The 13,121-nt window shown below is 37.6% G+C and carries 14 protein-coding genes; 9 read left to right on the top strand and 5 right to left on the bottom strand.

What is annotated here, in order from left to right:
* Nucleotides 1-267, top strand: coding sequence for a hypothetical protein (locus TY16_RS13415; protein ID WP_043932406.1), 267 nt, complete (start codon nucleotides 1-3; stop codon nucleotides 265-267).
* Nucleotides 268-445: 178 nt separating this feature from the next.
* On the opposite strand, the gene TY16_RS13410 is transcribed toward TY16_RS13415, so the two are convergent.
* The 3 genes from TY16_RS13410 to TY16_RS13400 all read right to left on the bottom strand — a co-directional run bounded on the left by TY16_RS13410 (nucleotide 446) and on the right by TY16_RS13400 (nucleotide 3,789).
* Nucleotides 446-1,768, bottom strand: a complete 1,323-nt coding sequence (locus TY16_RS13410) for a M14 family zinc carboxypeptidase (RefSeq protein WP_043932405.1) — start codon at nucleotides 1,766-1,768, stop codon at nucleotides 446-448.
* A gap of 537 nt (nucleotides 1,769-2,305) precedes the next feature.
* On the bottom strand, nucleotides 2,306-2,986 hold the full coding sequence (locus tag TY16_RS13405; protein WP_043932404.1) for a serine/threonine protein kinase: 681 nt from the start codon (nucleotides 2,984-2,986) through the stop codon (nucleotides 2,306-2,308).
* Nucleotides 2,987-3,066: 80 nt separating this feature from the next.
* Nucleotides 3,067-3,789 carry a phosphatase PAP2 family protein gene (locus TY16_RS13400; RefSeq protein WP_052342720.1) on the bottom strand — a complete coding sequence of 241 codons (723 nt, stop codon included), beginning with the start codon at nucleotides 3,787-3,789 and terminating at the stop codon, nucleotides 3,067-3,069.
* A 281-nt stretch (nucleotides 3,790-4,070) separates the two neighbouring features.
* Between TY16_RS13400 and TY16_RS13395 the strand changes: the two genes are divergently transcribed.
* Nucleotides 4,071-4,490 (top strand): VTT domain-containing protein, encoded by a 420-nt coding sequence (locus tag TY16_RS13395; protein WP_155922245.1) that lies wholly within the window; start codon nucleotides 4,071-4,073, stop codon nucleotides 4,488-4,490.
* Between the two features lie 388 nt (nucleotides 4,491-4,878).
* Nucleotides 4,879-6,561 (top strand): methyl-accepting chemotaxis protein, encoded by a 1,683-nt coding sequence (locus tag TY16_RS13390; protein ID WP_043932402.1) that lies wholly within the window; start codon nucleotides 4,879-4,881, stop codon nucleotides 6,559-6,561.
* A gap of 113 nt (nucleotides 6,562-6,674) precedes the next feature.
* Here the strand turns inward: TY16_RS13390 and TY16_RS13385 are convergent, their stop codons facing one another.
* Complete coding sequence (locus TY16_RS13385) at nucleotides 6,675-7,292, bottom strand: RraA family protein (RefSeq protein WP_043932401.1); 618 nt, start codon at nucleotides 7,290-7,292, stop codon at nucleotides 6,675-6,677.
* 193 nt (nucleotides 7,293-7,485) lie between these two features.
* Between TY16_RS13385 and TY16_RS13380 the strand changes: the two genes are divergently transcribed.
* A complete protein-coding gene (locus TY16_RS13380) occupies nucleotides 7,486-7,827 on the top strand; it encodes an HIT family protein (protein ID WP_043932400.1) in 342 nt (113 codons plus the stop codon).
* Between the two features lie 115 nt (nucleotides 7,828-7,942).
* On the opposite strand, the gene TY16_RS13375 is transcribed toward TY16_RS13380, so the two are convergent.
* On the bottom strand, nucleotides 7,943-8,572 hold the full coding sequence (locus tag TY16_RS13375; protein ID WP_043932399.1) for a homoserine/threonine efflux transporter: 630 nt from the start codon (nucleotides 8,570-8,572) through the stop codon (nucleotides 7,943-7,945).
* 424 nt (nucleotides 8,573-8,996) lie between these two features.
* On the opposite strand from TY16_RS13375, the gene TY16_RS13370 reads away from it, so the two are divergent.
* The 5 genes from TY16_RS13370 to TY16_RS13350 all read left to right on the top strand — a co-directional run bounded on the left by TY16_RS13370 (nucleotide 8,997) and on the right by TY16_RS13350 (nucleotide 12,971).
* Nucleotides 8,997-10,127 (top strand): mechanosensitive ion channel family protein, encoded by a 1,131-nt coding sequence (locus TY16_RS13370; protein WP_231505612.1) that lies wholly within the window; start codon nucleotides 8,997-8,999, stop codon nucleotides 10,125-10,127.
* Nucleotides 10,128-10,436: 309 nt separating this feature from the next.
* The gene (locus TY16_RS13365; protein ID WP_043932398.1) at nucleotides 10,437-10,850 is read left to right on the top strand and encodes an NUDIX hydrolase; all 414 of its coding nucleotides are present in this window, start codon (nucleotides 10,437-10,439) and stop codon (nucleotides 10,848-10,850) included.
* 32 nt (nucleotides 10,851-10,882) lie between these two features.
* Complete coding sequence (locus TY16_RS13360; protein ID WP_043932397.1) at nucleotides 10,883-11,188, top strand: DUF6980 family protein; 306 nt, start codon at nucleotides 10,883-10,885, stop codon at nucleotides 11,186-11,188.
* A 229-nt stretch (nucleotides 11,189-11,417) separates the two neighbouring features.
* Entirely contained in the window at nucleotides 11,418-11,987 is a 570-nt protein-coding gene (locus tag TY16_RS13355) for a TetR/AcrR family transcriptional regulator (protein ID WP_043932396.1), read from the top strand.
* A gap of 48 nt (nucleotides 11,988-12,035) precedes the next feature.
* On the top strand, nucleotides 12,036-12,971 hold the full coding sequence (locus tag TY16_RS13350; RefSeq protein ID WP_043932395.1) for an SDR family NAD(P)-dependent oxidoreductase: 936 nt from the start codon (nucleotides 12,036-12,038) through the stop codon (nucleotides 12,969-12,971).
* The last annotated feature ends 150 nt before the right edge of the window (nucleotides 12,972-13,121 follow it).

The raw sequence follows: 13,121 nt of genomic DNA, 5'->3' as shown, positions 1-13,121 counted from the left end.
ATGGGTGCGGACAAAGATTTTATAGTCTTGATCACCAAAGCCAAGAACGAAATTGAGAAGCATGATTATGCAAACGACTTCGTACTAACTGCGATGCTTGAGCAGCTGGACAGGTTAAAGGATTTTGTGGAAACAAATTCTTTAAACAAAAATATAACAACATTGGGAGTAGTGCGTTACACTATTGAGTACGAGGTGCCTGGAGAAATTGGCGCAGTTGTAAACGAGATCGACCGATACTACAACAATGTCTATAAAAGAAGTTAAAAGCCAAAGTAGGAGCAGGGGCCATGAAGTTACCGGCCCTTGCTTTACTAAGCTAGTTAGGCATATAACGCAACAAAAAGGCAGAAAAGAATCTGCCTTTTTGTTTGCGTTTTTTAGAGTTTAAAAAATTCTCCTATTTCATAAGTAGATTGGTAGGTAAAGAGGATGCCTTTTCCTCCTAAAAATCTCTTTCATTCTCCCTGGTGGTTGGATCTTCAATTCTGTTTGAGGATTCAGGGATTGCATCGTAAACGGCAGGGTCGACATTGTGGATCGACCCGTCGGCCAATGCGCTGAATAAATCATAAAGTGGAGCTTTGACTGTTTCTTTTAGCATACCGGCCTGTTTTTGCCCCAGGGTCTGGCTTTGGCCTTTGATTTCCATTAGCATGATTGCGGCGTCATTCAAGGCAAACGCCCCAAGGGCTGTGCCTGGAAGGTTTACATCAGGATATTTCTGTACCGCGCCAAAGTGCGAGAAGCCTCTTTGCAGGGTTTGGGCAGCAAGTGCATTGACCTGCTTGCCAAGCTTAAGGACATCCGCATCGACCTCATACTGTTTTCCAGTGAACGGATCTGTGTAAGGATCGGCCACTACAGCCGCCAGCTGCATTGGGACTGAGCGGTTATCCTCGTCAGAAACTGTATTGAAGCCGCGGTGATGGACGTCTACATAAACATCAGGCTTGAATTGCTTGAACACACTGGATACGGTCCTGGACTCAGCGGTAACGAAGAAACCGCCGTAGTTGCTGTTATTGGTAGTACGGTTATTTAGGAAGTTTGCAATTTTTCCCTTATCTTCGTTTTCAATTCTGAAATCGAGGTTGGGATTGTAGTCCCGGTTCTGGTCATATCCAGGGATTCCATAAACGACGCGGCCGTTGTTATTTTGCGCCCTTTCGCTGCCATCGCTATTGTAGTACCAAGGGGCTTTTGTATCAGCAGGAAGCTGGATGTTCGATGGGAGCCAGGTCTGGTGAGTATAACGAGTTGGATACCATTTTTCCTGATAGAGATTGTCGGATCCCTCAGGATTGATCCTAGGCATGATCCAAATTGAAACGTTTTTCAGAATCTTGTCCACTTCTGCGGAGTTAGAAGATAATTTTTGAATAATGTCCAGTGCAGCTTCTGTGCCGATTTGTTCATTCCCATGGATTTGTGTTGTGATTAGAATCCGTTTTTTAGTCGGATCCGCTTCACCGAATTTGACTACATACAGAGGCTCTCCTTTATCTGCTTCTGTCTGATAGCCGTCAGGAGAAAGGTTAGAATAGCCGGCAATCTCAAGTTTCATTTTCCCTTTAGACGCAGCTTCAAGCTTTTGCAGAGCCTTGTATAATTCGGGGTTTGACATGTAACTCGACAATGAAACATTTTGTTCATTTTCGATGTACGGACCGTTCGGCCTTGACTGAGGGTCAGCGAAAACAGGGGTTGATGCAACCATTGCTAAGGCGAGTGTTGCTGGGATGACTGCTTTAGTCCACTTCTTCATAAAAAAACCTCCTGATTATTATTTGAGCGGCGATTCTTATGTAAGACGAAACTTTAGGTTTGCTCAACAATTATTTTAATGCAGAAACGGATTGAAGTTAATTGAAAATATGAAATTTTGGGAAAATTAAAACTTTAGTCCTAACTTCCTTATCTATAATTAATTCATTTAGCCTATACTCCATCTTTTTGTAAAACTGAAAAATAAGGAATATGAACTTTTACTGTTCATAGTGACAAATACAGATCAGGTATTCAGCAAAAATACATATACGAACGGATTTGGGGAACATGATGAAGGACAATGCAACTGTCCTGGTTCATATTAATTGCCTAAGGGTGAAAATTGAGGAAGACTCAGGTAATTCTCAGCAGATTCAAACAGTGTGGGTAAGGGCTATCGTTTAGGACGTAAATCTATATCATAAGTTTTACTTTTAATAAAATGCAGTTTAAAACCCTGTTGTTTACTATAAAAAGATACAACAGGGTTTTATTTTATATAAAGTAAATTTAACTGCTAAAAGTATTAATCCTCTTACTTCCAAAATGTTGCTAGGAATCCGATGGTATTATCCATAAACTCTTCAAAGGTGGTAGAATAATTTTTCCGGTGATTATATCCTTTTCGAATCGTTTCTATTAATAGGAGGGGAACAGGTTTCCCATTAATTAAATGGTAATATTGATCATATGCCTTTTTCAAATGCTCCCATCTCATATCATTTCCCGGCTGGACATATTCAGATACATCAATTATTTTTGCTCTGCCATTTTGTAATAGTATATTTTTCAGGTGGATGTCTCGAGGGTTTAATCCTTTTTCACGAACATATTTCCTTGCCTGATCGACATCTTCAATTACCTGTTTGGGAATAGAAATACCTTGAAGCAAACAATCGTATAAAGTGACTCCACCCTCAAAATTTAGAACCAGATAATTATCCTTATTACCAAAACATGTTGAAAAATAGGGTGAGTCTCCTAATACTTCATAGACTTCCGCCTCTATTTGAGCTTTTTGGATTTTATCATCCGCGTATAGTTTAAATACATAAGCTGGAAGATCAATGGATTGAAAAACAGCTGCGTCAGTTCCTATACCAATACACTTTAAATGATTAGAGTTTCCATGGATTGATACAGGTTCGTTGTTTGGATTTGACGAAACCGAAATTTTAGATAAGTGTTTTTCAGCAACTATCCACTCCTTTCTCATTAGCCACATCTCCTTTTTAAAAGTTTATTGTTGTTCTGATAGGTTCAGTTACAACTTCAGATGTTTTATATTACTTCTCACTAAGCTACCTTCTTTTTCTCTTGTATACCTTTTGTAGATTGAAATTTATATTCTTTATAGAAATATATAATTTCTAGTAAACCTATACACAAAACTAGCCAAACACCTCCGGCCATGTAGCCTGCTAGTACATCAGAAGGGTAATGCACCCCCAAGTAAATACGACTGATACCTATCAATAAAATAATTAAACTGAACAAAAATATCCAGCCTACCTTTAAAAGAGGTTTGTACTTACTTCTTATCACTGAATAGCCTAAAAATCCGTAATAAGTCATACTACCCATGGAGTGACCACTAGGAAAACTAAACCCATCCGCCTCGATGATTCGATTGACGGTGGGGCGCTCTCTTTCAAAGAAGCTCTTTAACCAAAGATTTACTAGGCCTCCTCCTGCTACAGCCATGAAGTAAGATAGTATTCCCCATACATTTTTGTGTTTTATGAAAAGCCAAATCATACTAATCACGAGAAGAAGGCCGAGCATTAATTTGGATCCCATTTCCGTAATTAACAGCATAAGTCTATCCATTAATGGGGAAGCATAAAATCCGATAGTATCAATAATTTTCTGATCAAAGAGAAAAGGCCTTTTTTCCATTAATTCACTTGATAAAAGAATAAATACGTATACACAAGCAATAGAAAAAAACAAACCCATAATTCCCCAAACTGCAACTTGAGAGGGGAAAGACCCACACTCTCTACGTGTACGAAACAATATAAAAACACTCCTCTCTAATGAAAAAACAAATAGACTCCATAAAAGAGGAAAGACCTTTACTATAAGTAGTAGAGGTCTTTAAAAATAAATAGACCTCTACCAAATATACTGGTAAAGGTCTGGCTAACAATTGACATTGCTAACAAAGCCGAGGACTTTCATCCTGAAATGACGACCTTGTTATTAAAGCTACTCCCCTTCGGAGAATAATATATAGTTTAATTACTACTATTATAGCAATAAAGGAGTTTAACATCAAAAAAACCGTATAACTACTAATTACGAAGAAAAGGTGTTTAATTGGCAATAAATTGGGTAAGTCCTTGGAATACAAATTAAGTGAGACTCAAAGAGGAAAGATAGCTAAGGTGAAAGAAAGTATAAGTAGACGTGGTGTTTGGAGTATTGCGATTTTAAGTCCACTTCATTTAGGAAATGTAATTCCTTTTTTAGCGGGAATGTCTAATATAAAACTTCCTCTTTATACTGGACTTACCATGCTGGGAATGGCTCCTTCTACTTTTATCTTCTTGAGTATTGGTCATATTTACGAAGGAGATATAAAAACTATAGTTACTATGATCACCAAATATCAAACTATGTTTCTTTACGGAGTTGGAGTCATATTACTTATGTTTTTTGGGTGGAAAATCCACAAATATCTTAACCATAAAAAGAAGGTTGAACACATGAGATAATAAGGGAGGAGAGCTATAAATCTTACAGCTTCACGTCCATTTATTTATTACGATTGCTTTTGATGTTTTATTATTATCAGGCAGCATAAAAAGAAAGCCGGTTCTTCGTTTAGGAAAACCGGCTTTTAGCTTATTTCTCACCACTAAGCTCACTAGAATTTTATTTTGAATTTTATGGGGTTAATAGTCTTCCAAAACATTATTCCACGTGTCTGCCAGTTCTATTGAATCTGAAACACGGTATATGAGAATCCTCCCCGTTTTATCCACATTTTAAACTTTCTTTGGAGATATCCGATATTTGAAAAATAAAGATAATATATGGACCATGTAACGGATATTAAAATGGGAAGTTGTTAAAAACAAATGTAAAGTAAGGGGAAATATGATGAAATGGTATTTGAATTTGAAAATTCGCTGGAAGTTAATCTGGGCTTTCGTGACACTTTATTTCTTTACGGTTGTTGTGAGTGCAATTGGCGTTATTAGTCTTAAACACTCGGAATCTGATTATAATCATCTATACGATGCTTACGGAATCGCAACTGCGGATATGGGGCGCGCAAATAACAATTTCAATGATTTGAAAGCTGCAGTTATGGAATTGTTTATAACAGAAGATAAACAAGAGAAAGAAAAAACAATCGCAAGAATTCAAGATTTAAGCGAAGAGATAGATCGTAACTTAACAGCAGTTGGAAGCAGCATTGAAGGCGAGGAAATGAGTGATACGTTTAATTCACTGACTGAAACTTTCAAAGATTACGATATGATCAGAATTGAAGTGGTTGGCCTCGTTTTAGAGAACAAGAACAATGAAGCACGTGATTTGAATAATACCGAGGGAATCCAGGCCGCGAATGAAATAGGCCACTATTTCGATGTAGCGTTACAATTAAAAAGTGAAGAGGGTAAAAAGCTAACAAATGAGTTAAGAGCGCAAACAGGCCAAATTGTTATTTATATTATTTCGGCTGCAGTTATTGCCTTTTTGCTCGGTGTTATTATGGCAATTTTCATTATACGCAACATCAGGAAGCCTATTGAAAAAATGGTTGAAACAGCTGAACAGATTGCGGAAGGCAACTTGGATGTACAAATCTCGATTAATACTAAAGATGAGATTGGCGCCTTGGCAAGTGCTTTTCGTAAAATGTCCAATAACCTGAATCAGACTATGTTAGAAATCCAAACCGCCGCTGACCAGGTTGCATCTGGTTCCAGACAAATATCAGAATCAAGCATTTCTTTATCGCAAGGCGCGACCGAACAAGCAAGTTCAGTTGAACAATTGTCGGCTACCGTTGAAGAAATCTCTGCTCAGACAAAACATAATGCTGACCATGCCAGCGAGGCTAACAGGTTAGCGGAAATAACCAGGCAGAGTGCCGAAGAGGGTAATACCCGTATGAATGAAATGCTAAAGGCAATGGACGATATCCATGAATCTTCCGAAAGCATTTTTAAAATCATTAAAGTGATCGATGAAATTGCCTTTCAGACAAATATACTCGCTCTAAATGCAGCAGTTGAAGCGGCAAGGGCCGGGCAGCATGGAAAAGGCTTTGCTGTAGTTGCTGATGAAGTACGAAGCCTTGCCGCAAGATCAGCTAAAGCGGCTAAAGAAACGTCAGAATTGATAGAAGGCTCAATCCGGAAGGCGGATGGTGGGATGAAGATTGCCGACGAGACGGCAACGGCACTTGAGAAGATTCTAGAAGATATAGCCAAGGTGGCAACACATATTCATGATATCTCCGTTGCTTCGAATGAACAATCGATTGGCATCTCACAAATTAACCAGGGGATCATGCAGGTGTCACAGGTTATTCAGTCCAACTCTGCCACATCGGAACAGGGTGCGGTTGCAAGTGAGCAGTTGTCCAATCAGGCAGAAGCACTGAGAAGCAAAGTAGGGCAGTTTAAGCTGAAAAACACAATAAATAAGTTAGGCCCTGAGCAAAAGAGTATAGGGCATCTGCCACAGCAAGAAGTTGGAAATGCTTTGGCCCAAGCAGCTGTCGCCCGAAACGAGATTGATTTGAACGAAAATGAAATTGGAAAGTATTAAGATTATAGAAGGCCCTGTCACTGAATTGCTGACAGGGCATTTTTATCGTTCTCATTAGGATGGATAAAACAAAAAGAGAACTAAATGAATTCATTCTTCTTTTTGGAAATTGATTATTTATTTAACATATGATCTAAATAACGAATTACTTCTTCAGGCTTACCGGATACTTGTTCTTCTCTTTCTTGGTCCTTTACCAGTTTTAGTTTCGCTTTTCTTAAAACTTCTTCTTCAATTGCCTTTGGAACTACGACAACTCCATCAGCATCTGCGACAACGATGTCTCCTGGGGTAACAGCGGTTCCGCCACAAGATATTGGCACGTTTACTTCACCCCAGCCGCCTTTAGCGCTTGCTGCAACGGTTGTACCTTTGCAGAATACTGGAAAATTAAGCTTTTTGACTCCGATAATGTCACGGATTACACCATCGGTTACAATACCCTTAATACCTAATGTTTGCGCAAGCCCGAGGATGAAATCCCCTGCGATAGTCCGGTAGGTATCGCCTTTGGCATCGACAACAATAATATCTCCTGGTTTCGCCTCGCGAATTGCGCGTAAAACGCATTGATTATCCCCAACAGGCATTTTTACCGTATAGGCACGCCCTGCAATCCTGTATTCCTCTTTTAACGGTTTAATTAACGGATCCATATTATTTAACCCGTCCATTGTGTCAGAAATGCATGTTGTGGGAAGGTCTTGAAATGCTGAAACGATTTCGTCCATCGTTATCCTCCTTTAATTTGTATTTTTTATCTTACAAAAAATATCCTTTTTTCTATAATAGTAGAAAAGATTGGATGACTGAAACAAAAAGGAGTAAATTTCCAAATATTATTTTTAGATATTGTTGTAGGAAGGAATTAGGGCGAAGTTGTCGTATAAGTAAATTAGCTTTTAAACATGGGGGTTGTTTCGTATGGCTAACGGTGTTGAGGATTTTTATTGCGATGAAGTCTTGAGTGGTAAGACAGCAGTTGAAAAAGTTTGGGAAACTGACGATACTCTTGCTTTTTACCATACTCGTCCTTTTTATGATGTGCATATCGTTGTAATCCCGAAGAAACACATTCCTTCACTAATTGATGTTAAACCAGAAGATAAAGATATCTTTAACGATCTATTTTCCGTAATCCAGAAGGTATCAAAACAAGTAAACGACAAATACGGTGCCTGTACCGTATCCACCAATATAGGTGAGTACCAAAGCAACAAACATATGCATTGGCACGTCCATTATGGTAATCGTATTAAATATTAAGACGGTACTTGGTGCTAAAGGGCAATTGAACAAGGAAATTATTAGACCGCCAGAAATAAACGTATGCTCAATAGAAAACACCGTTCAACATTCTGAACGGTGTTTAGAAATTAAATTAGATTCCAGTTTTTATGCCAAAACCTACTAATATTAATCCAGTTGATTTTTGGAACGCCTTCTGGAATCTGGAGTTATTCAACCATTTTTTTGCGTAATCAATTAGATTAACAAGAAATAAAAACCACAAGACAGCGAGTAGAGTTAGGATTAGAGCTAATACAATCAATTGCTGGTTTACATTTTCATTTAAATTGATAAATTGCGGCATGATTGTTATATAAACTAAAACAGTCTTAGGATTAAGAATATTACTAAGTAACGCCTGCATAAATGAACTTTTATTATGCCTTTCTGAATTATCTATAGGTGTATTTGCATGAGCTTTAATCTCTTCTAAAGAGAATGTGCTTTTAGCAAAAAAACTTTTGACTCCTAAATAAATTAAGTATGCGGCACCCAAATACTTGATGGTATTGAAAAGGATCATGGACTTTGCAACAACAACAGCTAACCCAAGGATAGCAATAATTGTCCAAAAAGATAGTCCCGCTGCCATTCCAAGAACTGTATAACGTCCAGCCTTCGGACCATAACTAAGTGTATTTTTCACCAGGAGCATAGTGTCTGCGCCTGGTATAATAACCATCATAGCAACAATTAATATGTATGTTAGCAAGCTATCCATCTGATTCTTCCTTTCTCTATTGATAACGACCAGCTAAATAATAATTTTTATGATTATATCATAGTAGTTTAAATGTTCCGAGCCTAAAAATAATATGTTCCCCTTTAAGTAGGCAGATCAAAAAATAAACTGTTTACTTAAAGGGGAGTTTTTTTTTTGTATTATTTTACTCCTATACTATGATATAACCTCCCTAAAGAATCGCTAGCATTATTTTAATATAATGTTATATGCTTTCAGTAGATCCAATAACTACCTAAAACCCGCGACTATCGTTCTATTTAAAAATCTTGTCCAAATGTTATCATATGAGGATGTATCGGTTCATAAGATGAAATTTGTGGGCTGTATTTTCATTGGAACTTCTCAATCTAAAGTAAGATTGCTAGTAAAGTATACGCATCAAGAAAGAAGGGTACACAACATGTCGTTTATTTCATCATTTGCTATGGCTTTTTCATTCATGGGTCTGGATGAAAATATTTTAAAAGACCTAGGGATTTCAATAGGGATATTGGTTGCATTTATTCTATTTCGAAACCTGTTTACGAAGTATGTATTTCAGTTAATTATAAAATTGACCAAAAAAACGCCGACTGAATTCTTAACTCAAATCTGCTTAAGCTTTGAGAAGCCTTTAAGCTGGGCGTTTATTATTGTTGGTTTGTATGTCTCCATGGATTATTTTCCGTTCATCGAACAGCATAATGAGTTGTTTTTGAAGTTTCTGCGTTCGATGGTGATAGTTTTAATAACATGGGGATTTTTTAATTTGTCGTCTCCTACTACAGGTATTTTAATCAGTTTGAATCAGAGGATGAACAATCGAATTGATTTGATTCTTCTGCCGTTTCTATCGAGAACGATCCGCGTTATCCTGGTTGCAATCAGCATCAGCATTATTGGACAGGAATTCGATTATGACGTAAACGGGCTGGTCGCCGGGCTTGGATTAGGCGGGCTGGCATTTGCTTTGGCCGCAAAAGAAGCGGTAGGAAATATTATCGGCGGGGTCGTCATCGTTACGGAAAAACCTTTTTCAATAGGGGATTGGATTTATACGCCAAGTGTTGAAGGGACGGTAGAAGATATTAATTTCCGAAGCACGAAAGTTCGTACGTTCAGCCAGGCGCTGGTTACGGTACCGAATGCAACACTGGCAAACGAGGCGATTACAAATTGGAGCCGGATGGGAAAAAGACGAGTTAATTTTAATTTAGGACTCAATTATTTGACCAACAAGGACCAAATTCAAAAGGTAGTTAAAAAGATTGACCAGCTATTGAACAATCGTGACGATATCCACCCGGATACGATTATGGTGGCTTTTGACCATTATGGGGATAGCGGTCTTGATATACTGATCTATTTCTTCACAACGACAACGGATTGGGGAGAACATGTCAAAATTAAACACGAAGTCAACCTGGCGATCATGGGGATATTAGAGGAAGAGGGAGTGGCAGTTGCCTTTCCTACCCGTACCATTTATGTTTCCCAGGAATCAAATGAAATGTTCCCTTCGATGGGGTCCTCTTTTGACCGAGATAATTAAAGATTTAAGCCCTCTACGTTCAAACATTAGCGATTGGATATTGGGCGTAGAGGGTTCACTTTTAAAGGAATAGTAATGTATTAAAAATTTGTAATCAAATCTCATTAGTAAAGGCAGCTATCCGCTGTCTTTTTTTGTGTCATTAAGACTTTTTATAACGGAGTTTGTTTTCAAAAAGGAGTATAGTACCTTTTTGCAGAAATCTTTAATGAGTTTCCGTGGACAGGCTTAGTTTAAAAAGGAACTAACTTTCATTATTGAACAAACGTGAGGTTAGAAAATAAAGAATACATATACAAAGGAGTTTTTATGAGAAACAGGGGATCTGCCATCTTGGTAAAAGACAATCAAGTTGTGTTGATTAAGAGGGTTAGGGGAGAACTTACTTATTTCGTTTTTCCTGGCGGCGGAATTGAAGAAGGGGAAACGCCTGAAGAGGCAACAAAAAGGGAAGCTCTTGAAGAATTAGGTGTAAATATAGAAGTTAAGGAATGCTTTGCCGAGGTTGTGTATAACGGTACACAATATTTCTTCTTATGCGATATTATTGATGGCACCATAGGTAATGGGCAAGGGGAAGAATACTCTAATGCAAGCATGGAACTAGGTACCTATCAGCCGATTTGGGTGGATATTAATAAACTCCGAATAATAGAAGTGAGACCAAAAGAAGTTGCAGATAAATTATTGTCCATTCAGCTAAAGGGACAGGTTGAAGAATAGAAGCGGGATTCCTAAAGAAAAGGGGATACTTTATGGTTAAACATTGCTGCGGAGATATGACTTATTGGGCAAATTTTGCTTGCGAATTTCATGAAGATCCTTTTCAATGTCCTGATCATTTAATCCATTATAGTGCCAAGTTTGATGAATATGGAGTAATCATACATGATGGAGGATCCTCATTAATAGTAATTTCTTACTGTCCATGGTGTGGCAAGAAGCTCCCGTTGTCAAAAAGAGATTTGTGGTTCGATACTCTTGAAGAGTTAGGTTATAACAACCCTTTCGAGCAAGAAATACCAGAAAAATTACAGACGGACAAATGGTGGAACAAATAAGTTTTCCAATGGAATATAAAATTTGTCTTGATACAGGGGATTTTTATCCTTTTTAGGTATTCCCGCTTATTCAACAAATGGGGCGATCTGTCCTTTTATTTAACAATCGGTCTAGATTGTTGAATAAAAGGGCACAGAACCGAGATTGAAGTAATACTTTTTTATAGTTGACAATGGAAAATTTATGAAATATACTTTAAATTGAACAGTGGTCAATAAGGAGGTAATCATGTCGCCAAGAAAGACTGTCCAACAAGAACTAACAAGAGAAATGATTATGGAAGCTGCAAGAGACCTATTTGTGGAAAGAGGATATCAGCATGTATCTATGAGACAAATAGCAAAAGAATTAGATTACAGTCATGGTGCACTTTATTATCATTTTAAAAATAAAGCTGAGTTGTTTTTTGCATTAGTGGAAGACCATTTTTCCATGCTGGATCAAATACTGGATGAAGTCATGCATCAAGAGATTGAAAATAAGGAAAAACTAAGGAATATCCTTCTAGGCTTCATTAAATTTGGCCTTACACACCAAAGCCATTATGAAATTATGTTCTTGATAAAAGATGAGGAAGTAAGAAATTTTATCAATCAAGGTCCAAATAAAAGCTATGAGAAATTTGCACAATGCATTTTCGATTTATGTGATAAAAACATTTCTCTTCAAAATATATACAGCATTTTTTTATCGCTGCATGGCTTTGTCACACATTATTGCCGCCATGTTACTACCTATGAAGAGGTAAAAGATTTGGCCGATTCTCATGCGAAATTTTTGATGCGATTAGTTGATTAATTTTTTTAAAATAATTTGACCAGTGGTTAATAAAGGGAGGGAATAGTTATGCAAAAAGCTTTGGTATTAGGGGCTTCAGGAGGTATGGGTTATTCCATTGTTAAGGAATTATCGAGTAAAGGAATAATGGTAACAGCGTTCGCACGTACTCGTGAAAAATTGGAAAAACTGTTTGCGGACGATGCCAATATAACAATATATACAGGAGATGTATTTCGTATAGACGATTTAGACGGGGCGGCTAATGGCGTGGACACTATTTTTCAATCTGCCAACATTCCTTATGTTGAATGGGAGGAGAAACTTCCGATAATGATGTCTAATATTCTTCAAACCGCCGAGAAGCATTCCTCCAAGCTGGCGATCGTTGATAATATTTATGCCTACGGAAGGAGCGTAGGGGAAAAAACGAGTGAAACAACAGTTAAAAATCCGCATACGAAAAAAGGACGCATTCGCCTGGAAGTTGAAAACTTGGTCAAGAAATCAAAGGTTCCTGCACTAATTGCACATTTTCCTGATTTTTATGGACCCAATGCAGAAAACACGATTTTGAATTATACCCTGTTAAATATAGTGAAAGATAAAAATTCCAGATTTGTGGGTAACCAAAGCATTTCCAGGGAATTTATCTATACACCAGACGGCGCCAAGGCAATAGTTAGTTTGTCCCTTCAAGAGAAGGCATACGGACAAAGTTGGAATATACCTGGCTTTGGCACCATTTCGGGAGATGAAATAGTCGAAACGGTCCGAGAAATAACTGGGTATCAAAAAGGCGTATCTACTGTTTCGAAGAATATGATTCGATTTTTGGGCCTTTTTAATCGCCAAATGCGTGAAGTGGTTGAGATGTTTTACTTGAATGAAGAACCAATTGTACTAAATGGTGAAAAGTATGAAAATTTTATTGGTCCAATCCCTCGTACCTCCTATCGTGAAGGTCTAAGGCAGACGATTGAGTATATGAAACAAACGCAATGAGAACTTTACTTAAAGATCCATTTTGCCACTTAAAGTGGCTTTTCTTATTTTGATACAAAAAGAATTAACGCTTTTTTACATTTCCTATTGAACAAACGTGGCAGCAAGCATCCTTCCTAAGTTTGTGAACAGCTGTACTTTAAACAAAAC

Source organism: Bacillus sp. EB01 (assembly GCF_000613125.1).
In the GTDB taxonomy this organism is placed as follows: Bacteria; Bacillota; Bacilli; order Bacillales; family Cytobacillaceae; genus Bacillus_D.
Note: the sequence above shows the minus strand (reverse complement) of the source record. Positions and strands in the feature narration are given on the sequence as shown.